The organism is Cupriavidus sp. IK-TO18, assembly GCF_015549295.1.
GTDB lineage: Bacteria > Pseudomonadota > Gammaproteobacteria > Burkholderiales > Burkholderiaceae > Cupriavidus > Cupriavidus oxalaticus_A.
Window position 1 is genome coordinate 98,139 of the sequence record NZ_JADGMP010000006.1, and the last position, 23,755, is coordinate 121,893.

Genomic DNA, 23,755 nt, shown 5'->3' on the forward strand with positions numbered 1-23,755 from the left:
CGCAGCATCCCAAGCCTTGCTTCCCATGCCACGACAAGACCAAGAAGCCTGTCAGGACCGCCATGCAAGTTGTTGCGATCTCGCTCCCGCGCCCACAGCGCGTACCGGTCGTCGGGGGCACCGGCAGCGTCGCTTTGCCGCACGCTCAATGCCGCTAGTCGTCCGACACACCGCCGCGGCGAGCCTGCTGGCCCTCCCCCTTTGCCTCGGCACCGCCCACGCCGCGCCGGCCGTGCAGCTGGGCTACGGCTTCGACGAGACCCATCACGTGCAGAAGGTCGAAATGGCCATGCTGTGGGATTCAGGCTTTGCGTGGGGCAATCCGCAGGGCTGGCTGATCGACCTCCAATGGGAAGTCAATATCGCGCGCTGGAACAGCAGCAGCGACAACAATCCGCATGACCTGTGGGAGTTCGGCGCCTCGCCGGTGGTCCGCATCGGCTGGTGGAAGCACGCGTGGGCGCCGTTCCTCGAACTGTCGGTCGGTCCGCGCTTGCTGACGGGAACGCGCACCTCGGACGACCATGTCATTTCCACGGCGTTCCAGTTCTCGGAATACGCGGGCCTGGGCGTAACCTTCGGCTCGGACCGGCGCTTTACCGCGGGCTACCGCTTCCAGCACCTGTCCAATGCCGGCATCAAGGAGCCCAATCCTGGCACCAGCTTCCACGTCATCTATCTGCGCTACCGCTTCTGAGCGCCGCTGGCTGCGCGGCGCCCAGCGTTTCAAACAGGGCGCGCGTGGCTTCATCGGCGGGGAAGAAGGACTCGATGCGCAGCTCCTGCAGCGTGATGTCCTGCGGAATGCCAAGCGTGGTCAGCGTCGAGAACAGCGACGCACGGAACGCGCCCGCATGCAGCACGACCGGCAGCACCGGCGGCGGCGGTCCTTCGGCGCCGTTGTCATCGGGGAGCAGTGCGCCGCCGGGGCCGACCATGTCGGGATGCCACGCGGCGATGCGCCGGAAGATCTCGCGCGCGGTCTGGTCGTGGGCCTGGCTCTGCAACTCCTGCCAGACGCGCCGCAGCAGGTAGCGTCCGACCTGGCGCGCGTTCTCGATCACCGGCCACAATCCCTGTGGATCGAACACCGACAGCATCAGGTTGACCCGGCGCGGACCGCCGCCATGCCCGCCGCCCCGCCCGCCTTCGTCCTCCAGCGACGCGGGCGCGCGTCCGTCGAGCAGCGTATCGAGCATGCGCCGGTAAGCCTGGTTGGCGTCGACCAGGTTCCAGAACCGGTCAAGCACCACGGCCGGGTACGGCTCCTGCTTGGACAGGATCAACGCGATCGCCTGCTGCACCATCTGCAACGGCGGCGAGGCCAGCGCATGCTCGCTGTAGGCCGGGGCGAAGCCGCCCGCCAGCAGCATGCGGTTGCGCTGGCGCAGCGGCACGCCGAGTCGCTCGGCCAGCGCCAGCACCATTTCGCGGCTGGGGCGGGCGCGGCCGGATTCCAGGAAGGAGATGTGGCGCTGCGACACCCCGGCGGCCAGCGACAGCGCCAGCTGGCTGTAGCCGCGCTTGCTGCGCCAGTAGCGCAGCAGGCCGGGGAAGTCGAGAGTGGTTTCGGAGGCGGGGGTCAGCGTTTCCATGCACTTATTAGAGCATGGCCTGGTGCTGGGAGCGACTACCTGCCAGGTAATAGCAGCAATTCCCTGTCAGTGATTGCCTTGCCGCCGCTGCGACGCAGGCGTCACAGCGACGACTTCCTGTAATAGTCCGAATGGTATGCTTGCCCTCTTTGAACTCCCGGCGCGCAAAGGGCGCGCACTTTGATGGAAATTGCCATATTACTGGCGCTGATCTTGCTGAACGGCGTATTCGCGATGTCCGAGATCGCGCTGGTCACCGCGCGCAAGGCGCGCCTGCAGCGGCAGATCGAGAACGGCGACCGGGGCGCGATCGAAGCCGTCAAGCTGGGCGAGGATCCCACGCGCTTCCTTTCGACGGTGCAGATCGGCATCACGTCGATCGGCGTGCTCAACGGCGTGGTCGGCGAATCGACACTGGCGCAGCCCTTCGGCGACTGGCTGCACAGCAGTGTTGGCATGTCAGAGTCCACCGCCGGCTACGTCGCCACCGCGATCGTGGTGGCGGGCCTGACCTATTTTTCCATCGTGCTGGGCGAGCTGGTGCCCAAGCGCCTGGGCCAGATGGCCCCCGAAGCGATTGCGCGCCTGGTGGCGCGCCCGATCTCCTGGCTCGCGGTGGCGTCCACCCCCTTCGTCAAGCTGCTGTCGAGCTCCACCCGGCTGGTGCTGCGCCTGCTCGGCACCAAGACCGACAGCGGCCCGGGCGTGACCGAGGAAGAAATCCACGCCCTGCTGGTCGAAGGCTCCGAGGCCGGCGTGATCGAGCAGCACGAGCACACCATGGTGCGCAACGTGTTCCGCCTCGACGACCGCCAGCTGGCTTCGCTGATGGTGCCGCGCGGCGACGTCATCTACCTGGACGTGGACGCACCGCTGGAAGAAAACCTGCGCCGTATCGAGGAATCCGACCACTCCCGCTTCCCTGCGGTGCGCGGCGGCATGCACGACATCGTCGGCGTGGTCAGCGCGCGCCAGCTGCTGGCGCGCCGACTGCGCGGCGAAGAGGCCGACCTGATGGCAGTGATGCAGCCGGCGGTGTTCGTGCCCGAAAGCGTCACCGGGATGGAGCTGCTGGAAAACTTCCGCGCCTCGGGCGGCCAGGTGGCCTTTGTCATCGACGAATACGGCGAGGTGCTGGGGCTGGTGACGCTGCAGGACCTGATCGAAGCCATCACCGGCGAGTTCAAGGCCGAGGCCGCCGGCGAGGAATGGGCGGTGCAGCGCGACGATGGCTCGTGGCTCCTCGACGGCCTGATCCCCATCCCCGAACTGAAGGACCGCATCGGGCTGCGCCAGGTGCCTGAGGAAGAAAAGGAGCGCTACCACACGCTGTCGGGCATGCTGCTGCTGCTGCTCGGACGGCTGCCACAGATCGCCGACCGCGTCGAGTGGGGCGACTGGCGCTTCGAGATTGTCGACATGGATGGCAAGCGCATCGACAAGGTGCTGGCTTCGCGCCTGCCACCTGAAGACGGCCCGGAAGAAGAAACGACCGGCTGATGCCGCGCGGTGTTCAGGCAACCTCTTCGAGTGAAGCGCCAGCACCACATTGCCCCCCCGTCAAACGATAGGTGCGTAGTCCGCAACTTGTCGCAAATTGCAAGGTCTTGCCCCCGGCTTGGCTTAAGATCTGGCCTTGCAGCCCGTTGCGCTGCAGCAGGCGCGCGCAGTCACGCCTGACGAGAGCAGCCGGCCCGCGCCAGCGGTCCTGCCAGACGTGGACCACTGACAACGGGGAGACGCGGGACAGCGCCGCCAGCACGGCCTCCGCCCGCAGCACGATTCATGTATCCAGATGCCGACGATCCCGGCGGGACGCCATTGGGCGCATCGGGAAGCCCACAAGCGCCATCCGATGCGGACGCCCCGGCGCGGCCGGCCGGACTGCTGCGCTGGCGCAGCCCCGTGCTGGGGCGCGTGGCGCCGCAGGACTTCCTGCCGGCGCTGGAAACGCTCGGGCTGGTTGAACGCTTCGGCGGCTGGCTGCTCGACAGCGTGCTGCCGCTGGTGCGCAGCACCGAAGCGTTTGCGCCGCTGCAATTTACGCTGCTGGCCTCAAGCGCGCAGCTGCACCGCCCGCAAATGGTCGGTGCCCTGGCACGGGCCATCGACACCGGCGGCATTGCCGCGGAGCGCCTGTGCATCGAGCTGCCCGCCAGCGCGGTGCCCCCGGTCGCCGGTATCCTCGATTGCTTTGCAGACTTGCGCCGGCTACCTGCTGGCGCAACCTTTCCCGGCGGCCTGGCTGGTGCAGACGCACGCCGCTATCCGGCGGCGCGCCCGCGAGCTGCTGTCGCCGGCAGGCTGAAGCGGCCAAGCCGGGCGGCGCCAGCGGCGCCAGCTGTTGTACCAGCTGTTGTACCGATTGCACGATTTACAAATTGGCACATACCAGATATCAACCGCGCTGACAGCGGCGGTAAAATCTGCCTCAAACCCTCAACCTAATGGAAAGGAGCCCGGCGTGAAGAAAGGTTGGATCTGGTGCGTTCTGTTTGCCACCCTGTTGGCTGGCTGCAACACGATGGCAGGACTCGGACAAGACATTCAGCGCGGCGGCCAGAAGCTGGAAAGCTCGGCGGACCGGCACAAGTAAGCCGGACCGCCACAACCGCGCAATGACGCGGCCTGGCCGCGTCTGCAGCAAAAACGGCACGCCCCGCGGCGTGCCGTTTTTGCATTGCGCTCAGCCCTTGCTGCGCAGCGCGCGTGCCTGCTCGGCCAGCGAACGGATACGGCCCCAGTCCTTGCCGGCAACCGCGTCCTTGGGCACCACCCACGACCCGCCCACGCACACCACGTTGGGCAAGGCCAGGTAGGTCGGCGCCAGCGCGGCATCGATGCCGCCGGTCGGGCAGAAGCGCAACTGCGGCAGCGGTCCGCCCAGCGACTTGAGCATCGGCACCCCGCCGGCCGCCTGCGCCGGGAAGAACTTCAGGAAGGTGAAGCCGGCCTCCAGCGCCAGCATGGCCTCGCTGGCCGTGGCCACGCCCGGCAACAGCGAGATCCCCGCGCCCTGCGCGCCCTGCGCCAGCGACGGGGTCAGGCCGGGCGACACGGCAAATTTGGCGCCGGCATCGCGCACGGCATGCAGCTGCTCGACCGTCAGGACCGTGCCGGCGCCCACGTACGCCTGCGGCAGCGCGGCGGCCACGGCCTTGATGGCTTCCAGCGCGACCGGCGTGCGCAGCGTGATCTCAAGCAGCGGCAGGCCGCCGGTGACCAGCGCCTCGCTGACGTGCAGGGCCTCATCCACCGAATGGAATTCCAGCACGGGGATCACCGGCACATCGGCCAGCAGGGGGAGCAGCGGGGAAGTCTGGTTTTGCATGTCGGTCTCGGGATAAAGGGTTCAGGAAAGCAAAGTCAGGGAATGCAGCCGGCTTAGCCGCCGCTCAGCCGCCAATCACCGAAACCGATTCGGCCAGCCGGGCCATCACGGTCTGCGCATCGGGGATCGGCGCCACCGCGCCATAGCCGGTGGTGGACAGCGCCGCGGCCACGTTGGCGTAGCGCGCGGCCTCGAACGGGTCGGCGCCCGCCGCCAGGCGCGCGACGAAGCTGCCGCCAAAGCAATCGCCGGCACCGGTGGCATCGACCGGCTTGACCGGATACGGCGCCACCAGCGTGCGCGACTCGGGCGTGGCCACGTAAGCGCCCTCCTCGCCCAGCTTGAGCGCCACCAGGCCGATGCCGCAGCCGAGCAGGTAATCGACGACGGCATCGCGGTCGTCCAGCCCCGTCAGCACGGTGATGTCGTCCCAGCTGGGCAGGCACACGTCGGTCAGCGCGAACGCTTCGCGCATGATGCCGCGCGCGCGCGCCAGCGACCACAGCCGCAGGCGCAGGTTGGTGTCGAGCGTGACTTTGGTGCCGGCCTTGCGCGCATGCTCCATCGCCGCCAGGCCCGCATCGCAGGCGCTGGTGCTGATGGCCAGGCTGATGCCCGACAGGTGCAGATAGCGCGCCGCGGCGATCGCGCCCAGCGGCAGCTGCTCATGCTGGTAGCGGCTAGCGGCGGAGCCTTCGCGCAGGTAGTCGAAGCGGTGGCCGTGGTTGTCGTGCGAGACAAAGTAGACGCCGGTCGGCGCGGACGGGTCCACGTGGACGTGGCGCGTATCGACCCGCTCCTGCGTCCACAGCGCGCGCAGGCGCTCGCCGAAGGTATCGGCGCCCACAGCGCTGATATAGCCGGTGCTGGCGCCCTGCCGCGCCGCGGCGATGCAGAAGTTGGAGGTATCGCCACCAAAGCCCTGCAGGTAGCGGTCGGGATCGTCGGGCTGCTGGTTGAACTCCACCAGCGGCTCGCCGTAGGCCAGGATATCGATGCTCATGGGGTGGCCCGCCTCAGAAGAAGGTTTGCACAATGTCGATCACGCGCAGGTCATGATCCAGCACCGGGATATGGCGCCACTTGTCGAAGGTCAGGCAAGGGTGCGAGATATCGAAGGCGACCATGTCGCCGACCTGGATGTCGTCGCCCGGCTTGATTTGCAGGTAGGCGTGCTGGTCCATCATGCCGGTCACTTCCCAGTGCGCGGGCACGTCGACCGGCGCCTCGCTGCCCGGGCGGTACAGCTGCGCGGGAGTCGGCATGCCGGCATCGAAGGCAGCATCGCGCTTGCCCATGCCGATGATGACGCGGTCCGGCTCGGGGATCGACTGCACGTAGGCCCATAGCTGCAGCGCCGGCAGCAGGCCCTCGCGCATCTTCTGCGCGACCGGGTTGCTGGCCAGGATGCGCTGCTGCGCGGCGCGATAGATGCCCACGTCATGGGTCAGGTAGCAGCCGGGACGCAGCACGATGTCGATCGGCGTGCCGATGTCGGTGCGCGCGAATTCCTCGGCAACCACGTCATACCAGGCCGAGCCCGCGCCCGACATCACCACCGGGCTGCGGCCGAAGCGGCCCTGCTGCGCCAGCTGCCGCGTCACCGCCACGGTGCGCTGCAGGAAGGCGCGGATATCGGCCTCTTCCTTCAGCACGCCTTCATAGATCTCGACACCCGCCAGCGACAGCGCCTGCGGCCAGCGCGCCAGCGCGTCGAGCACGGCCTGTTGCTGCGCGTCGTCGCGCACGCCGGTGCGCCCGCCCGCCACGCCCAGCTCCAGCAGCACCTGCAGCGTCTGGCCGCGCTCCTTGAAGAACTTGCCGAGCTGGTCGACCAGCGCGGCGGAGTCCACCAGCGCGAAGAACTCGAAGCCCGGATCGTCGCGCAGCAGGTCCGCAATAATTTCCATGTTGCGGCGGCCCACCAGCTGGTTGGCCATCAGCACCCGCTTGACGCCGTGCGCATGCGCCGCGGCGGTCTGGTGCGCGGTTGCCAGCGTGATGCCCCACGCGCCGGCGCCAAGCTGGCGCGCGAACAGCTTGGGTGCCATGGTGGTTTTGCCGTGCGGCGCAAGCTGCACGCCGTACTCGCCCATGAAGCGGCGCATCCATTCCAGGTTGTGCGCAAGCCGGTCTTCGTAAAGCACCGCGGCCGGCAGGCTCAGTTCTTCCTGCAGCAGGCTCCAGCCGGTGCGGGCGGCGTCCGGGGCCAGCGGGGCCTCCAGCCGCCCCAGTGCCTTGTTGAGCGGATCGATCACGCCGGCCTGATACTTTATTTCACGCATGCTTGTCATCACCCTGAAAAAATCTGATTGACGTAATGATAGCCCTGAAAATAAGATATTTCATCCTTGTTATAAAGTAACACGCTGACAGCACACAGGGAACCGCAGAGACAACGCCCAAGCTCGCGCCCGTCACTGTTATAGCCCTTGCGGACAGCGTCCGCCGCCTGCGTCACTTTGCCTCACGGCCCTGCCCCCAGCCACCCAACCATGACCGCGCCCTTCGACATCCTGACCCGCATCGCCGAGCGCGGCCCCGCGCTGCGCCTGGCCGAGCAGAAGGTCGCGCAGGTGGTGCTGGAAGACCTGGCCGGCGCCGCTGCCGCGAGCATCAACGAACTCGCGCGCAAGGCCGGCGTCAGCGAGGCGAGCGTGACCCGCTTCGCCAAGGCCATCGGCTGCCGCGACGTGCGCGACCTGAAGCTGCGGCTGGCACAGGCCACCGCGGTGGGTGCGCGTTTCCTGCAACCCGGCGGCGCCGATGCAGCTGCCGAAGCCCCGGCAACGCTGGCCGACAGCATCCATGCCGACATCCTGACCGCGCTCGAAGTCAACCGCGGCCTGCTGGACGCGCAGCGCATCGAAGACGCCGCGCGCCTGTTGCTGGGCGCACGCATGGTCTACGCTTTTGGCATGGGTGGCGGCTCGTCGTTCCTGGCCGACGAGGCACGCCACCGCCTGGCGCGGCTGGGCCAGCCGGTGGCCAGCTACCAGGACGGCCTGCTGCAGAAGATGGTGGCGGCCACGCTGAGCCGCGACGACGTGGTGCTGGCGTTCTCGGCCAGCGGGCGCGTGCCGGAGATGCTGGCCAGCTGCGAGATCGCGCGCGAATACGGCGCAAAGCTGGTCGCGGTGACCGCGCTGGGCTCGCCGCTGGCCGCACGCGCCGACGTGCTGCTGCCGGTGCGCACGCTGGAGACGGATTTCATTTTCAAGCCGTCGGCGTCCCGCTACGCGATGCTGATGGTGCTGGACGTGCTGGCCACCCAGTGTGCGCTGCTGCAGCAGGACCAGAGCAAGGAGCGCCTGCGCCGGCTCAAGTACGTGCTGGACAGCCACCGCGGTGAGAGCGGCCCCACCCTGGGCCCGGACAGCCGCCAGCCGCTGGGAGACTGACCATGCCACACCTGTTCGATACCCTGATCCGCCTTGTCACGCTGATCGACGGCTCCGGCGCCGCCGCGCGCCTGGCCGACGTGGCGCTGCGCGACGGCCGCATTGCCCGCATCGATGAAGGCGGCGCGATCGATCCCGATGCCGCCGCGCACGTGGTCGAAGGCCACGGCCTGGTGCTGGCACCGGGCTTTATCGACGTGCATACGCACGACGATACCAACGTGGTGCGCCAGCCCGAGATGACGCCCAAGCTGTCGCAGGGCGTGACCACCGTGATCGTCGGCAACTGCGGCATCAGCGCCGCGCCGGTGACGCTCTCCGGCGAGCCGCCCGACCCGATGAACCTGCTCGGCCATGCCGACGCGTTCCGCTACCCCAGCTTCAAGGCCTACGTCGACGCCGTCGATGCCGCGCAGCCCGCGATCAACGTCGCCGCGCTGGTGGGCCATACCGCGCTGCGCAGCAACCATATGGACCGGCTCGACCGCGCCGCCACGCCCGCGGAAATCGCGGCCATGCGCGCGCAGCTGGAAGAGTCGCTGCAGCACGGCGCGCTGGGCCTGTCCACCGGACTTGCCTACGCCAATGCCTTCAACGCGCCGACCGAGGAAGTGCTGGCGCTGGCCGAGCCGCTGGCCCATGCCGGCGCGCTCTACGCCACGCACCTGCGCAGCGAGTTCGCCGAGATCCTCGACGCCATGGACGAAGCCTTCCGCATCGGCCGCCATGCGCGCGTGCCGGTGGTGATCTCGCACCTGAAATGCGCGGGCGTGGACAACTGGGGCCGCAGCACCGAAGTGCTCGACGCACTCGACGGCGCGCAGCGCTGGCAGCCCGTGGGCTGCGACTGCTATCCCTATACCGCCAGCTCGTCGACGCTGGACCTGAAGCAGGTCACCAGCGACTTCGACATCATGGTGACGTGGTCCGAAGGCGCGCCCGAGATGGGCGGCCGGCTGCTGGCCGATATCGCCGCCGAATGGCAGGTCGACCTGTACGAGGCCGCGCGCCGGCTGATGCCCGCCGGCGCCGTCTACCACTGCATGGAAGATGCAGACGTCGACCGCATCCTGAGCCACCCCGCCACCGTGGTCGGCTCGGACGGCCTGCCCAACGACCCGCTGCCGCATCCGCGCCTGTGGGGGGCGTTCCCGCGCGTGCTGGGCCACTATGCGCGCGACCGCGAGCTGTTCCCGCTCACCGTCGCCGTGAACAAGATGACCGGCCTGTCCGCCGAGCGCTTCGGCCTGCATGGCCGCGGCTTCGTGCGCGAAGGCTACTGGGCCGACCTGGTGCTGTTCGACGCCGCGACCATCCGCGACGCCGCCAGCTTCACCGACCCGATGCAGCCCGCCGAAGGCATTGCCGCGGTCTGGGTCAATGGCGAGCTGTCATGGCAGCAGCGGCAGCCGACCGGCATCCGCGCAGGACGCTTCCTGGCGCGCGGCGCCGACTGATTCGCTCCCTCTCCCTTTTCTTTCAATTTTTTCCCGGCAACAAATTCCAGGAGTACCCATGGACATCAAACGATTCGGCGTGGAAGGCGGCACCGGCCAGGGCGGCGCGCACATGCCCTTTGCGCGCGCAGTGGCGGCCGACGGCTGGCTCTACGTTTCCGGCCAGGTGCCGATGGTCGGCGGCGAGCTGATCGATGGCGGCATCGTGCCGCAGACCCACCAGGCCATCAAGAACGTGCTGGCGATCCTGGCCGAGGCCGGCTACGGCCCCGAGCACGTGGTCCGCTGCGGCGTGTGGCTGGACGATGCGCGCGACTTCGCCTCGTTCAACAAGATCTTCAAGGAATACTTCGGCGCCACCCCCCCGGCACGCGCCTGCGTGCAGTCGAGCATGGTGGTGGACTGCAAGGTCGAAGTGGACTGCATCGCGTACAAGAAGCCGGCGGCCTGAGCCTGCTGCCTGGTTGATTAACTGCTTCCCGACTGTTTGCTCCCCTCTCCCGCGCGGGGGAGAGGGCCGGCGTCACCACGAAGTGAGCCGTCACGGTGCTTGCCACGCGCCCGCCCTCTCCCCAACCCCTCTCCCGCAAGCGGGAGAGGGAAGAAAACAACAAGCCTAAACCTCTGCTGCCGCCACAAGCGGCCTTTATTCCACACAAGGAGACAATATGGGTCCCGTCACCGGAACCACGCTCTTGGTGTATGCGCTGATCGCCGTGATCGCACTGGTGGTGCTGATCGCGCGCTACAAGCTCAACCCCTTCATTACCCTCGTTGTCGTCTCGGTGCTGCTCGGCTTTGCCGTGGGCATGCCGATGGGCGACATCGTCAAGTCATTCGAAGCCGGTGTCGGCGGCACCCTCGGCCATATCGCGCTGGTGGTGGGCCTGGGCACCATGCTCGGCAAGATGATGGCCGAGTCGGGCGGCGCGGAACGCATCGCCAACACGCTGATCGATTTCTTCGGCGCCAAGAACGTGCACTGGGCCATGGCGACCATCGCCTTTATCGTCGGCCTGCCGGTGTTCTTCGAGGTCGGCTTCGTGCTGCTGGTGCCGATCGCCTTCAACGTGGCCAAGCGCACCGGCACGTCGATGGTGGTGGTCGGCATCCCGATGGTTGCCGGCCTGTCGGTGGTGCACGGCCTGATCCCGCCGCATCCGGCCGCACTGCTGGCCGTGACCGCGTACGGCGCGGACATTGGCAAGACCATCATGTACGCGCTGATCGTGGGCATTCCCACGGCGGCCATCGCCGGCCCGCTGTTTGCGAAGCTGATGGACCGCTATGTCAAGCTGCCCGAGATCAACCCGCTGGCCGACCAGTTCACCGAAGAGGATGAGCGCGTCAAGGAATCGCACGAACTGCCGGGCTTCGGCATCACGGTGTTCACCATCCTGCTGCCGGTGATGCTGATGCTGATCGGCAGCTGGGCCGACGTCTTCACCACGCCCAAGACCTTTGCCAACGACTTCCTCAAGCTGATCGGCAACTCGGTGATGGCGCTGCTGATCGCCGCGCTGGTGAGCTTCTACACCTTCGGCAAGGCGCGCGGCTTCAACCGCGAAACCATCCTGAAGTTCACCAACGAGTGCGTGGCGCCCACCGCCATCATCACGCTGGTGGTCGGCGCCGGCGGCGGCTTCGGCCGCATCCTGCGCGACTCGGGGATCTCCACGGCCATCGTCGATGTCGCCACCAGCGCGCAGGTGTCGGTGCTGGTGCTGGGCTGGCTGGTCGCGGTGATGATCCGCATCGCCACCGGCTCGGCCACGGTCGCCATGACCACCGCCGCCGGCATCGTCGCGCCGATCGCCGCCAGCGTGCCGGGCACCCGCCCCGAGCTGCTGGTGCTGACCACCGGCGCCGGCTCGCTGATCCTGTCGCACGTGAACGACGGCGGCTTCTGGCTGGTCAAGGAGTACTTCAACATGACCGTTACGCAGACCTTCCAGACCTGGTCGGTGTGCGAGACCATCATCTCGGTGGTGGCGCTGCTGCTGACGCTGGGCCTGGCCACGGTGATCTGAAGCGCCAAAGACGTACCGCGACGTACCGCGCACCCCGTCAGCAGGATGCGCGCGGCGGTGCCCGCGATGCGCGGCGTGCCGGATAGCGCACTGAAGCAGCGGTTTACAAGGCTCCGGCCAGCGCCTAAGGTCAACCAGTGTATGACCCGTCCCGAAGCGCTTCCATGCCAATCGACCGCCGCTCATTCCTGGCCCTGGCCGCCGGGCTGACCGCCAGCGCCGCCGCCATCGCCCCGCTATCCGCCGGGGCCGCCACCGTTGCCGTCCCCATGCGCCGCAACATTCCCGGCACCACCGAGGCCCTGCCCGTCGTGGGCATGGGCACGGCCGACACCTTCAACGTCAGCAGCGAAGCCACCGAGCGCAAGCCGCTGGCCGAAGTCATGGCGATGCTGTTGCGCACCGAAGGCTCGGTCATCGACACCGCGCCCAGCTATGGCAACGCCGAGGCAGTGACCGGCGACCTGCTGCGCGCGGCCAACGCCCGGCAACGCGTGTTCCTGGCGACCAAGATCTCGGCCCAGTCCGGTGCCCCGGCGCAGGCGCAGTGGGGGCGCTCGCTGGCCGACCTGCGCGTGGACAAGGTCGACCTGCTGCAAGTGCACAACCTGATCGACTGGCAAGGCAACCTGCGCTTCCTGCGGGAGCTGAAGGAACAGGGCCGCATCCGCTACCTGGGCATCACCCATTACCGCGACGACGCGCACGAGGCGCTGGAGCGGATCGTGCGCAACGAGCGCGTCGATTTCGTCCAGGTCAACTACTCGGTGGCCGAGCGCAATGCCGAGCGCGTGCTGCTGCCGCTGTGCCAGGAGCGCGGCGTCGCGGTGCTGATCAACCGCCCGTACCAGGACGGCCGCCTGTTCCGCGTGGTCAAGGACCGGCCGCTGCCGCAGTGGGCCGGAGACATCGACTGCGGCTCATGGGGCCAGCTGTTCCTGAAATTCATCGTCAGCCATCCGGCGGTGACCGCCGCCATCCCCGCCACCTCCAAGCCGCGCAACATGGCCGATAACCTCGGCGCCGCGCTGGGGCGCATGCCCGATCCGGGCCAGCGCGAGCGCATCGCCGCGCTGCTGGCCTGAGGCGCGACGGGCCGCATGGACGAACCCGATCGCGACGCATCCGCCGGCGGCGGCCTGGCACGGCTGCGGCGCGGCTTCGGCATCCGCCCCGGCGAGGCCGGCGCGGTGGTGGCCGGCTTCCTGTTCTTCTTCTGCCTGTTCGCCAGCTATTTCATGCTGCGCCCGGTGCGCGAGACCATGGGCATCGCCGGCGGCGTGAAGAACCTGCAATGGCTGTTTACCGCGACCTTCGTCGTCATGCTGGCGGCGATCCCGGTGTACGGCGCGGTGTGCGCGCGGCTGCCGCGGCGGCGCTTCGTGCCGTGGGTCTACGCGTTCTTTATCGCCAACCTGCTCGCCTTTGCCTTCGCCACGCGCGCACGGCCGGACGATGTCTGGCTGGCGCGCGTGTTCTACGTGTGGCTGTCGGTGTTCAACCTGTTCGTGGTGTCCGTGGCGTGGAGCCTGATGGCCGACGTGTTCCGGCCGGAGCAGGCGCGGCGGCTGTTCGCGCTGCTGGCCGCGGGCGCCAGCGCGGGCGGGCTGGCCGGGCCGGTGCTGGGCGGCTGGCTGGTGCCGCGCATCGGGCTGACGGGGCTGATGCTGTTGTCCGCGGCGCTGCTCGCCGCGACGCTGCCGGGGGTGGGCTGGCTGTTCGGCTGGCGCCGCCGAGCCGGCGCGGGCCATGAAGTGCCCGCGGATGCCGCCAGCGATCCCGCCAACCCGGTCGGCGGCGGCCTGTGGGCGGGGCTGGCGTTGTTGCTGCGCTCGCGCTACCTGCTCGGCATCGGGCTGTTCGTGATCCTGCTGGCCACGGCCAGCACCTTCCTGTATTTCGAGCAGGCGCGGCTGGTGGCCGAGGCCTTCCCCGAGCGCACACGGCAAACCCAGGTCTTCAGCGCGCTCGACGCCACGGTCCAGGCGCTGACCATCCTGGTCCAGCTGTTCTTCACCGGCCGCATGGCGCGGCGCTACGGCGTCACGCTGCTGCTGACCGCGGTGCCGCTGGCGGTCGCGGCGGGCTTCGTGGTGCTGGCACTGGTGCCGACCTTCGGCGTGCTGGCGGGCGTGATGATCCTGCGGCGCGTGGGCGAGTATGCGCTGCTGCGGCCCGGGCGCGAGATGCTGTTCACGGTGGTCGATCCCGAGACCAAGTACAAGGCCAAGAACGTGATCGACACCGCGGTCTATCGCGCCGGCGATGCGGTCAGCGCATGGGTCAAGACCGCCATCGATACGATTTCCGGCCAACCCGCCACGGTCGCCCTGGCGGGTGCCGGGCTGGCGCTGGCATGGGCAGCACTGGGATGGTGGCTGGGGCGGCGGCACGAGACCGAGCTGGCGCCGCGGGAGGCGAGCCGCCACGCCGGGGCCGAAGGCGCGACCACGACTTCGCGCTGATCCCTGCTTCAGAACCTGGCACTGGCCTGGTGTCACCGGATGGTCGTATAGTCTTGCTCTTGCGCTCGGGCCTGCGTTGCCGGTGTCTTTGCCCGCCGCCGAGCCCATCCGTACATCTTTTCCCCGGAGGACCCCATGAAGACCAAAGCCGCCATCGCCTGGAAAGCCGGCGCCCCGCTGACCATCGAAGACGTGGACCTGGACGGCCCGCGCGCCGGGGAAGTGCTGGTGGAAGTGAAGGCCACCGGCATCTGTCATACCGATTACTACACGCTGTCCGGCGCCGATCCCGAAGGCATTTTCCCGGCGATCCTGGGCCATGAAGGCGCCGGCATCGTCACCGACGTCGGCCCCGGCGTGACCTCGCTCAAGCCCGGCGACCACGTGATTCCGCTGTACACGCCGGAATGCCGCCAGTGCAAGTTCTGCCTGTCGCGCAAGACCAACCTGTGCCAGGCGATCCGCGCCACGCAGGGCAAGGGGCTGATGCCGGACGGCACCTCGCGCTTCTCGCTCGACGGCAAGCCGATCTTCCACTACATGGGCACCTCGACCTTCGCCAACCACATCGTGGTGCCGGAGATCGCGCTCGCCAAGATCCGCCCCGATGCCCCGTTCGACAAGGTCTGCTACATCGGCTGCGGCGTGACCACCGGCGTCGGCGCGGTGCTGTTCACCGCCAAGGTGGAAGCCGGCGCCAACGTGGTGGTGTTCGGCCTCGGCGGCATCGGCCTGAACGTGATCCAGGCCGCAAAGATGGTCGGTGCCGACAAGATCATCGGCGTGGACCTGAACCCGGCGCGCGAGGCCATGGCACGCAAGTTCGGCATGACGCATTTCATCAACCCGAAGCAGGTCGAGAACGTGGTCGACCACATCATCCAGCTGACCGATGGCGGCGCGGACTACTCGTTTGAATGCATCGGCAATACGCAGGTCATGCGCCAGGCGCTGGAGTGCTGCCACAAGGGCTGGGGCAAGTCGATCATCATCGGCGTGGCCGAGGCTGGCGCCGAGATCTCGACGCGCCCGTTCCAGCTGGTGACCGGGCGCGAGTGGAAAGGCTCGGCCTTCGGCGGCGCGCGCGGCCGCACCGACGTGCCGAAGATCGTCGACTGGTACATGGAAGGCAAGCTCAATATCGACGACCTGATCACGCACACGCTGCCGCTGGAGCGCATCAACGAAGGCTTCGACCTGATGAAGCGCGGCGAGTCGATCCGCTCGGTGGTGTTGTACTGAGGACGGCGCCGACATGGAACTGTTGGAACTGATCTCGCAACACGGCTGCCATGGCGGCGTGCAGCGCTTCTACCGCCATGATTCGGCGGCGATCGGGCTGCCGATGCGCTTCTCGGTGTTCCTGCCGCCGCAGGCGCAGGGCGGCGCCAAGGTGCCGGTGCTGTTCTACCTGGCCGGCCTGACCTGCACAGAAGAAACCTTCATGATCAAGGCCGGCGCGCAGCGCTTTGCCGCCGAACACGGCCTGATGCTGGTCGCGCCCGACACCAGCCCGCGCGGCGCGGGCGTGCCGGGCGAGGCCGATGCGTGGGACTTCGGCGTGGGCGCGGGCTTCTACGTCGACGCCACCGAGGCGCCCTGGAGCCGGCACTGGCGCATGGAAAGCTATGTCGCCGAGGAACTGTTCGACCTGGTCACCACCGCGCTGCCGGGCGAGGCGTCGCGCGTGGGGATCTTCGGGCATTCGATGGGCGGCCACGGCGCGCTGGTGCTGGCGCAGCGCCACCCCGGGCGCTTCCGCTCGGTGTCGGCATTCGCGCCGATCGCCGCGCCGATGCGCTGCCCGTGGGGCGAGAAGGCCTTCACCGGCTATCTCGGCATCGACCGTGGGGCATGGACGCAGTACGACGCCACCGAGCTGATGGTGCGCCAGCAAGGCGCGCCGTTCCCGGCCGGCATCCTGGTCGACCAGGGCCTGGACGACCAGTTCCTGCAGACCCAGCTGCACCCCGACGCATTCGAGGCCGCCTGCCAGGCGGCGGGCCAGCCGCTGACGCTGCGCCGGCACAGCGGCTACGACCACGGCTATTACTTCATCACGACCTTCATCGCCGACCATATCCGGCACCACGCCGGGCAGCTCTAGCGCCTGAGCGCTCAAGCGCACCCATAGCCCCGCACCGGCCCCCATTCAGGGGATGCCCGGTGCCGGGCCCGATCCCATAATTGCTGCTCGACCGGCCTCAGAGCCGGAACAAGATGGGGTCACATCATGAACCACGTCGTCTCCCTCGGCGGCTATATCCTCGGCTGCCTGGCAGCGCTGCTGATCGCGGTGCGATGGTTGTTGCGCAATGACCCGGTGCTGCGCACCGACGAGCCGCACGAACCGCCACGACGAACCGACTAGCCAGGCGCCGCGACAGCGCCGGCACAAGCGGCGGCAACCTCACATCCCACGGACGGCACGACGGCGCGCCCCTGGCGGCGCCCGCTGGCCCTGCTCGCCCCGTATCATTACGGGTCGCGCCGGACCGGCGCATTACCGTCACGCCGCAGCCAGCCCTGTCCGATGTCCGTCCCGATCGCCCTGCTCACCATCACGACCGCGCTCAGCGCCATGATGCTGGCCATCGTGTGGTCGCTGCGCCGCTGTGGGCTGCCGGGTGTAGGCGAATGGTGCAATGCCAACCTGACCGCGACCGGGGCGCTGGTGCTGTTCTCGCTGCGCGGCATGATCCCGGATTTGTTGTCGGTTGGCGTTGCCAACGCCGCGCTGGCGTGGTCGCTGGCCCTGTTCTACGCCGGCAGCGTGCGCTTCTGCGGCGGCGTGCCGCCGTGGCGGCGGTTGCTGGCGGCGACGGCGGTGACGACTGCAGGCGTGATCGTCTGGCGCTATGCCGTCGACGTCTTCACCACGCGCGTCGTCATTGTCTCGGTCTTCCATGCGGTGCTGTGCGCGCTGATCGCGCTGACCTTGCTGCGCCGCCGCCCGCGCGGACAATCGGCACGGTTCTTCATCACGACCGCCTGCTTCGCGCTGTTTTTCGCCGCCGGCCATGCGGTGCGCGGCACGCTGTCGGCGCTGCAGTGGCTGGGCAATCCCTACCTGCAGGAATCCATGTTCCTCAACACGGTGTTCCTGACCCTGGGTGCGCTGGTGATGCCCGCGATGACCATGGGCGCGGTGCTGATGATCCATGACGCCATCGTGCGCCGGCTCGAAGCGGTCGCCAATACCGATACGCTGACCGGCGTGCTGTCGCGCAAGGCGTTCGAGGAAGGCGCACAGCGCGAGCTGGCGCGCGCCGCCGGCGGCAAGCCGGCCCCCGCGTTGCTGATCGTCGACATCGACCATTTCAAGTCGGTCAACGACACCTACGGCCACGCGGCCGGCGATGCCGTGCTGCAGGCGTTCGCAAGGCTGGTGGCGGCGCAACTGCGGCCCGGCGACCTGCTGGGCCGTCTCGGCGGCGAAGAGTTCATGGTGCTGCTGCCCGCCACCGGCGAGGCCGGCGCAGGCGCGGTGGCCGAGCGCATCCGCGCCTGCGTGCAGCGCCATGCGGTCACGACGGCAGCGGCGGACGGCGGCACCCACACCGTGCGCTATACCGTCAGCGGCGGCACCGCCGGCTGGCATCCGGGCCTGACGCTGGCGCAGCTGAGCGCGCGTGCCGATGCGGCGCTGTATCGCGCCAAGGTGGGCGGGCGCAACCGCATCGCGGCGCACAGCGGGCCTGCCGCGGCTACGCAGGCGGCAACGGAGACCGCGCAGGCGCTCGATGCCTGAGTCGCTTCAATCCCCCGTCAATCCCGTCAATCCCGTCAATCCCGTCAATCCTCTTCCACCACGCGGCGGTAAGCGCCGGGCCGCGAGCCGGTCCAGCGCCTGAATGCCCGGTGGAACGCGCCCGGCTCGGCAAACCCCAGTTCCGCCGCGATATCCGCCACCGGGCGGCCCGAATGGCTGAGCGCCTCGATGGCAAGGTCGCGCCGCAGCCCGTCCTTCAGGTCCTGGTAGCTCACGCCCTCGTCCATCAGGCGGCGCCGCAGCGATGAAGCCGACAGGTTCAGGCTGACCGCCAGCGCCTCGAAGGTGGGCCAGAGTTCGGGCCGCTGGTTGCGCAGCAGCCTGCGCACGCGCGCGCCGACGCTGCTGCGGTCGGAATACTTCACCACCACGTTGTGCGGCGCATCGCGCAGGAACGCCTTCAGGCTGCGCTCGTCCTGGCGCACCGGCTGGTCCAGCAGCGCGGCGTCGAACACCAGCGCCGTGGCCGGCTGGTCAAAGGCAAGCTGGCGCGAGTACATCACGCGGTATTCGGCGCTGTAAGGCGGCTCAGCGTAGTCGAACGCCGCGAGCCGCACCGGCACGCGCCGGCGCAACAGCCAGCTCATCAAGCCATGCAGCATGATCAGCATGGTTTCCTTGGCGAACACGCCGGGCTGCCGCCCCAGCACCGCGTTGGGCGCGGTCAGCACCAGCGCGGCCTCGTCCCCGTGCCGGTCCAGGCGCACGCCGATATCGTCCAGCAGCAGCCGGAAATACCGCGTAATGCGCTCCAGCCCCTGCCCAAGCGTGCGGCTGCCGAAGACCGCGTGGCACAGCATGGCAAAGCTGCCGCACTTCATGCTGCGCGAATCCTGGCCGAAGAATTCGTCGTCCAGAGCGGCGGCGACCCCCAGCCACAGTTCGCTGTAGCTGGCCGCCGACACCCTGGCCTGCGGCACTGCCAGCAATTCGGGCGCGATGCCGGCGCTGCGCAGCACCGGCCCCGGGTCGATCCCGCGCGCCTGCAGCCCGGCGATGGCATGGTGGACAAAACAAAGCGCGACGCTGCCTTTTTCCATGGTCCGGCGGGTGGCAAACGAGTTCATGAAGATTGGCGGATTTTGGCATAGGAGCCCGCCCGCGGCGTTCCTACACTGCCCGCAGGCCACGACGCCGAGCGCGCATTCTGCCTCAGATGCGGCGCCGCGCCAACGCGCTTTACATAAAGCCCCCCGCGGAACACCACCACGCCAACCTGCCATGCACAGCGACTACACCGAACAGCAACAGATGATCCGCGACAGCGCGCGCGCCTTTGCCAGCGAGCGCCTCGCCGCCGGCGCCGCCCAGTGGGACCGCGACGGCCGCCTGCCCGAAGAGGTCGTCGCCGAAATGGGCGCGCTGGGCCTGCTCGGCATGATCGTGCCGGAGGACTGGGGCGGCACCTACACCGACTATGTCGCGTACGCGCTCGCCATCGAAGAAATCGCCGCGGGCTGCGCCGCCTGCGCCACGCTGATGAGCGTGCACAATTCGGTCGGCTGCGGCCCGATCCTGCACTACGGCACCGATGCGCAGAAGGAACGCTACCTGGCGCGCCTGGCCAGCGGCGAACTGATCGGTGCCTTCTGCCTGACCGAGCCGCAGGCCGGCTCGGAAGCGCACAACCTGCGCACGCGCGCCCGCTTTACCGACAACGGCTGGGTGCTCAACGGCAGCAAGCAGTTCGTCACCAACGGCCAGCGCGCCGGCGTTGCCGTAGTGTTTGCCTCGACCGAGCCGGAGCGCGGCAAGAAAGGCATCTCGGCCTTCCTGGTGCCCACCGACACGCCGGGCTTTGTCGTCCACGCGCCGGAGAAGAAGCTCGGCATCCGCGCCTCGGACACCTGCGCCATCACGCTGGAAGACTGCACCGTGCCGCACGACGCATTGCTGGGCGAGCCTGGCGAGGGGCTGCGCATCGCGCTGTCCAACCTCGAAGGCGGCCGCATCGGCATTGCCGCGCAGGCGATCGGCATTGCGCGTTCGGCGTTCGAGGCCGCGTGCCGCTATGCATCAGAGCGCATCCAGTTCGGCCGCCCGCTGCGCGAGCATCCGCCCATCGCCAACATGCTGGCCGACATGGCCACCGAGCTGAACGCCGCGCGCCTGCTGGTGCACCGTGCCGCGCGCATGCGCAGCGAGGGCGTGCCGTGCCTGTCCGAAGCTTCGCAGGCCAAGCTGTACGCGTCCGAGCTGGCCGAGCGCGTCTGCTCCAAGGCGCTGCAGATCCACGGCGGCTATGGCTACCTGGAAGACTACCCGGTCGAGCGCCACTACCGCGATGCCCGCATCACCCAGATCTACGAAGGCACCAGCGAGATCCAGCGCATGCTGATCGCGCGCAGCCTGTAATCCCTTGCCCACCTCATACCAACACACCGTCCGGAGACAACCATGAGCGCAGTGCCCAAGACCGACAATGCCGTGCCGACCGTACCGCTGCTGATCAACGGCGAATGGGTGGAATCGTCCGCCACCGAGTTCCGCCAGGTGGTCAACCCCGCCACCCAGGAAGTGCTGGCGCGCGTGCCGCTGGCCACCGCCAGCGAAGTCGCCGCCGCCGTCGGCGCCGCGCACCGCGCCTTTGCCACGTGGCGCCACACGCCCATCGGCGCGCGGCTGCGCATCATGCTGCGCTACCAGGCGCTGATCCGCGAGCACAGCAAGCGCATCGCCGCCATCCTGACCGCCGAACAGGGCAAGACGCTAGCCGATGCCGAGGGCGACATCTTCCGCGGCCTGGAAGTGGTCGAGCACGCCTGCTCGATCGGCACGCTGCAGCAAGGCGGCTTTGCCGAGAACGTCGCCTCCACCGTCGACACCTACACGCTGCAGCAGCCGATCGGCGTCTGCGCCGGCATCACGCCGTTCAACTTCCCGGCGATGATCCCGCTGTGGATGTTCCCGATGGCGATCGTCTGCGGCAACACCTTCGTGCTCAAGCCGTCGGAACAGGACCCGCTGTCGACCATGGAACTGGTCAAGCTGGCGCTGGAAGCCGGCGTGCCGGCGGGCGTGCTGAACGTGGTGCACGGTGCCAAGGATGTGGTCGATGCGTTGTGCACGCATCCGGACATCAAGGCGGTGTCGTTCGTCGGCTCGACCGCGGTCGGCACGCACGTCTACAACCTGGCCGGCGCGCATGGCAAGCGCGTGCAGTCGATGATGGGCGCGAAGAACCACGCCGTGGTGCTGCCCGACGCGCACAAGGAACAGACGCTGAATGCGCTGGCGGGCGCGGGCTTTGGCGCGGCGGGCCAGCGTTGCATGGCCACCTCCGTGGTGGTGCTGGTAGGCGCGGCGCGCGACTGGGTGCCTGACCTGGTCGAGCGCGCAAAGACCCTGAAGGTCGGCGCAGGCGCGGAGCCTGGCACCGATGTCGGCCCGGTGGTCTCGGTGGCAGCGAAGGAACGCATCCTCGGCCTGATCGCCGCCGGCGAGCGCGAAGGCGCGAAGCTGGTGCTCGACGGCCGCAACGTGCAGGTGCCGGGCTATCCGCAGGGCAACTTCATCGGGCCGACCATCTTCACCGAGGTCGGCACCGACATGACGATCTACACGGAGGAAATCTTCGGGCCGGTGCTGGTGGTGATCGGCGTCGAGACCCTGGACGACGCCATCGCGCTGGTCAACCGCAACCCGTTCGGCAACGGCACCGGCGTGTTCACGCAGAGCGGCGCCGCCGCGCGCAAGTTCCAGAGCGAAATTGACGTCGGCCAGGTTGGCATCAATATCCCGATCCCGGTGCCGGTGCCTTATTTCAGCTTCACCGGCTCGCGTGGTTCCAAGCTGGGCGATCTGGGGCCGTATGGCAAGCAGGTGGTGCAGTTCTACACGCAGACCAAGACGGTGACGGCGCGGTGGTTTGACGATGCGACGGTGAATGACGGGGTGAATACGACGATCAGTTTGAAGTGAGGCGTGGCACGTCGCAACGGCCGACGGTCTGCTCCCCTCTCCCGCAAGCGGGAGAGGGGAGAAAACAAACGTTGTTCAAATACCTTCGCTGAAGGAGACACCCCATGCATATCGCCTTCATCGGCCTGGGCAACATGGGCGCGCCCATGGCGCGCAACCTGCTCAAGGCCGGCCATACCCTGACCGTATTCGACCTCAATGCCGCCACCGTCGCCGCGCTGTGCGCCGAAGGCGCCGCCAGCGCGGATACCGCGCGCAAGGCCGTGGCGGAAGCGGATTTCGTCATCACCATGCTGCCCGCCGCCGCGCACGTGCGCAGCGCCTACCTTGGCGAAGACGGCGTGCTCGCCGGCGTGCGCCCGGGCGTGCCGCTGGTCGATTCCAGCACCATCGATCCGGCCACCGTGCGCGAGCTCGCCGCCGCCGCACAGGCCCAGGGCAATGCGCTGGCCGATGCCCCGGTTTCCGGTGGCACTGTCGGCGCGCAGGCCGGCACGCTGACCTTCATGGTCGGCGCCCCCGAAGCGCTGTTCGCGCAGGTGCGCCCGGTGCTCGCCGGCATGGGCCGCAACCTGGTCCATTGCGGCGGCACCGGCACCGGGCAGGTCGCCAAGATCTGCAACAACCTGATCCTCGGCATCTCGATGATCGGCGTGTCCGAGGCGATGGCGCTGGGCGTGAAGCTGGGCATCGACGCCAACGTGCTGGCCGGCATCGTCAATACCTCGACCGGCCGCTGCTGGGCGTCCGATACCTGCAACCCGTGGCCCGGCGTGATCGATACCGCTCCGGCCGGCCGTGGCTACAGCGGCGGCTTCGGCGCCGACCTGATGCTCAAGGACCTGGGCCTCGCCGCCGATGCCGCGCGCAGCGTGAAGCAGCCGCTGTTCCTGGGCGCGCTGGCGCAGCAGGTCTACCAGGCCATGAGCCACGCCGGCGAAGGCCAGCTCGATTTCTCCGGCGTGATCCGCCAGTACCTGTCCGCCACCGACAAGGAGCGCCAGCCATGATCGAATTCGCCCTCGATGGCCACGTCGCCACGCTGACGCTGAGCCGCCCGCCAGCCAACGCGTTTACCGCCGACGGCCTGCAGCAACTGCGCGATCTGGTGGCAAAGATCGATGCCAATCCCGAGATCCGCGCCGTTGTCGTGACCGGAGCCGGAGAGAAGTTCTTCAGCGCGGGCGCCGACCTGAACGGCTTCGCCGACGGCGACCGCGCCCATGCGCGCGCGATGGCGCAGCAATTCGGCAGCGCCTTCGAAGCGCTGCAGAACGCGCGCCCCGTGGTCATCGCCGCCATCAACGGCTACGCCATGGGTGGCGGCCTGGAATGCGCGCTCGCCTGCGATATCCGCATCGCCGAGGAACACGCGCAGATGGCGCTGCCCGAAGCCGCCGTGGGCCTGCTGCCGTGCGGCTGCGGCACGCAGACGCTGCCGTGGCTGGTTGGCGAAGGCTGGGCCAAGCGCATGATCCTGACCAATGAACGCGTCGACGCGGCCACCGCGCTGCGCATCGGACTGGTCGAGCAAGTGGTGCCGCGCGGACAGGCGCTGGCCACTGCGCTGGAGATGGCGCAACGCGCCTGCAAGGTCAGCCCGCGCGCCGCGGCGTACAGCAAGCAGCTGGTGCACCTGGCACGCCAGGGCGTGCCGCGCCAGGCAGCGCTGGCCTTGGAGCGCGAGCGCTTTGTCGACCTGTTCGACGGCGCCGACCAGCGCGAAGGCGTCAACGCCTTCCTCGAGAAACGCGCGCCGCAATGGCGCAACGCCTAGGAGCCG

Annotated in this window: 23 protein-coding genes; 18 read left to right on the top strand and 5 right to left on the bottom strand. The window is 68.5% G+C overall.

The features are described from left to right. Positions 1-148 precede the first annotated feature (148 nt). A complete protein-coding gene (locus IPF36_RS04395) occupies positions 149-697 on the top strand; it encodes an acyloxyacyl hydrolase (protein ID WP_240745788.1) in 549 nt (182 codons plus the stop codon). Here IPF36_RS04395 and IPF36_RS04400 read toward each other — a convergent pair. Continuing rightward, complete coding sequence (locus tag IPF36_RS04400) at positions 672-1,595, bottom strand: helix-turn-helix domain-containing protein (RefSeq protein WP_195427394.1); 924 nt, start codon at positions 1,593-1,595, stop codon at positions 672-674. The genes IPF36_RS04395 and IPF36_RS04400 overlap by 26 nt on opposite strands. 183 nt (positions 1,596-1,778) lie before the next feature. Between IPF36_RS04400 and IPF36_RS04405 the strand changes: the two genes are divergently transcribed. From IPF36_RS04405 to IPF36_RS34355, 3 genes are all read left to right on the top strand, one after another. Beyond that, positions 1,779-3,095, top strand: a complete 1,317-nt coding sequence (locus tag IPF36_RS04405) for a hemolysin family protein (RefSeq protein ID WP_135702550.1) — start codon at positions 1,779-1,781, stop codon at positions 3,093-3,095. Between the two features lie 417 nt (positions 3,096-3,512). Next, positions 3,513-4,043 (top strand): EAL domain-containing protein, encoded by a 531-nt coding sequence (locus tag IPF36_RS04410; RefSeq protein WP_368671112.1) that lies wholly within the window; start codon positions 3,513-3,515, stop codon positions 4,041-4,043. A gap of 31 nt (positions 4,044-4,074) precedes the next feature. Beyond that, complete coding sequence (locus tag IPF36_RS34355) at positions 4,075-4,191, top strand: entericidin A/B family lipoprotein (protein ID WP_226797783.1); 117 nt, start codon at positions 4,075-4,077, stop codon at positions 4,189-4,191. 90 nt (positions 4,192-4,281) lie between these two features. Here IPF36_RS34355 and IPF36_RS04420 read toward each other — a convergent pair whose 3' ends face one another. The 3 genes from IPF36_RS04420 to IPF36_RS04430 all read right to left on the bottom strand — a co-directional run bounded on the left by IPF36_RS04420 (position 4,282) and on the right by IPF36_RS04430 (position 7,211). Then, a complete protein-coding gene (locus IPF36_RS04420; protein ID WP_133093220.1) occupies positions 4,282-4,926 on the bottom strand; it encodes a bifunctional 4-hydroxy-2-oxoglutarate aldolase/2-dehydro-3-deoxy-phosphogluconate aldolase in 645 nt (214 codons plus the stop codon). Positions 4,927-4,990: 64 nt separating this feature from the next. After that, positions 4,991-5,929, bottom strand: a complete 939-nt coding sequence (locus IPF36_RS04425) for a sugar kinase (RefSeq protein WP_195427395.1) — start codon at positions 5,927-5,929, stop codon at positions 4,991-4,993. Positions 5,930-5,942: 13 nt separating this feature from the next. Next, a complete protein-coding gene (locus tag IPF36_RS04430) occupies positions 5,943-7,211 on the bottom strand; it encodes an amino acid deaminase (protein ID WP_195427396.1) in 1,269 nt (422 codons plus the stop codon). 210 nt (positions 7,212-7,421) lie between these two features. Between IPF36_RS04430 and IPF36_RS04435 the strand changes: the two genes are divergently transcribed. The 10 genes from IPF36_RS04435 (at position 7,422) to IPF36_RS04480 (ending at position 18,030) form a co-directional block, all read left to right on the top strand. Continuing rightward, the gene (locus tag IPF36_RS04435; RefSeq protein ID WP_135702540.1) at positions 7,422-8,327 is read left to right on the top strand and encodes a MurR/RpiR family transcriptional regulator; all 906 of its coding nucleotides are present in this window, start codon (positions 7,422-7,424) and stop codon (positions 8,325-8,327) included. Between the two features lie 2 nt (positions 8,328-8,329). Continuing rightward, positions 8,330-9,784, top strand: coding sequence for an amidohydrolase family protein (locus IPF36_RS04440; protein WP_135702538.1), 1,455 nt, complete (start codon positions 8,330-8,332; stop codon positions 9,782-9,784). Between the two features lie 58 nt (positions 9,785-9,842). Then, entirely contained in the window at positions 9,843-10,235 is a 393-nt protein-coding gene (locus tag IPF36_RS04445; protein ID WP_195427397.1) for a RidA family protein, read from the top strand. 217 nt (positions 10,236-10,452) lie between these two features. Beyond that, positions 10,453-11,814: a GntP family permease gene (locus tag IPF36_RS04450; RefSeq protein ID WP_195427398.1), complete on the top strand. Its 1,362-nt coding sequence runs from the start codon at positions 10,453-10,455 to the stop codon at positions 11,812-11,814. Positions 11,815-11,978: 164 nt separating this feature from the next. Continuing rightward, positions 11,979-12,899 (top strand): aldo/keto reductase, encoded by a 921-nt coding sequence (locus tag IPF36_RS04455; protein WP_135702536.1) that lies wholly within the window; start codon positions 11,979-11,981, stop codon positions 12,897-12,899. A gap of 15 nt (positions 12,900-12,914) precedes the next feature. Further along, complete coding sequence (locus tag IPF36_RS04460; protein WP_135702534.1) at positions 12,915-14,279, top strand: NTP/NDP exchange transporter; 1,365 nt, start codon at positions 12,915-12,917, stop codon at positions 14,277-14,279. Positions 14,280-14,414: 135 nt separating this feature from the next. Next, on the top strand, positions 14,415-15,521 hold the full coding sequence (locus IPF36_RS04465; RefSeq protein ID WP_063240278.1) for an S-(hydroxymethyl)glutathione dehydrogenase/class III alcohol dehydrogenase: 1,107 nt from the start codon (positions 14,415-14,417) through the stop codon (positions 15,519-15,521). A 22-nt stretch (positions 15,522-15,543) separates the two neighbouring features. Then, entirely contained in the window at positions 15,544-16,386 is an 843-nt protein-coding gene (gene fghA, locus IPF36_RS04470; RefSeq protein ID WP_167884568.1) for an S-formylglutathione hydrolase, read from the top strand. Between the two features lie 126 nt (positions 16,387-16,512). After that, positions 16,513-16,650: a hypothetical protein gene (locus IPF36_RS04475; protein WP_165971434.1), complete on the top strand. Its 138-nt coding sequence runs from the start codon at positions 16,513-16,515 to the stop codon at positions 16,648-16,650. A gap of 162 nt (positions 16,651-16,812) precedes the next feature. Then, entirely contained in the window at positions 16,813-18,030 is a 1,218-nt protein-coding gene (locus IPF36_RS04480) for a GGDEF domain-containing protein (protein ID WP_195427399.1), read from the top strand. A 44-nt stretch (positions 18,031-18,074) separates the two neighbouring features. Here IPF36_RS04480 and IPF36_RS04485 read toward each other — a convergent pair whose 3' ends face one another. Continuing rightward, positions 18,075-19,091, bottom strand: a complete 1,017-nt coding sequence (locus IPF36_RS04485; protein ID WP_195427470.1) for an AraC family transcriptional regulator — start codon at positions 19,089-19,091, stop codon at positions 18,075-18,077. 181 nt (positions 19,092-19,272) lie between these two features. Between IPF36_RS04485 and IPF36_RS04490 the strand changes: the two genes are divergently transcribed. The 4 genes from IPF36_RS04490 (at position 19,273) to IPF36_RS04505 (ending at position 23,749) form a co-directional block, all read left to right on the top strand. Then, positions 19,273-20,406: an acyl-CoA dehydrogenase family protein gene (locus IPF36_RS04490; RefSeq protein WP_195427400.1), complete on the top strand. Its 1,134-nt coding sequence runs from the start codon at positions 19,273-19,275 to the stop codon at positions 20,404-20,406. Between the two features lie 42 nt (positions 20,407-20,448). Further along, on the top strand, positions 20,449-21,972 hold the full coding sequence (locus IPF36_RS04495; protein WP_195427401.1) for a CoA-acylating methylmalonate-semialdehyde dehydrogenase: 1,524 nt from the start codon (positions 20,449-20,451) through the stop codon (positions 21,970-21,972). A gap of 104 nt (positions 21,973-22,076) precedes the next feature. Further along, entirely contained in the window at positions 22,077-22,982 is a 906-nt protein-coding gene (mmsB, locus tag IPF36_RS04500; protein ID WP_195427402.1) for a 3-hydroxyisobutyrate dehydrogenase, read from the top strand. Next, a complete protein-coding gene (locus tag IPF36_RS04505) occupies positions 22,979-23,749 on the top strand; it encodes an enoyl-CoA hydratase (RefSeq protein WP_135702524.1) in 771 nt (256 codons plus the stop codon). Before mmsB ends, IPF36_RS04505 begins: the two co-directional genes overlap by 4 nt. The last annotated feature ends 6 nt before the right edge of the window (positions 23,750-23,755 follow it).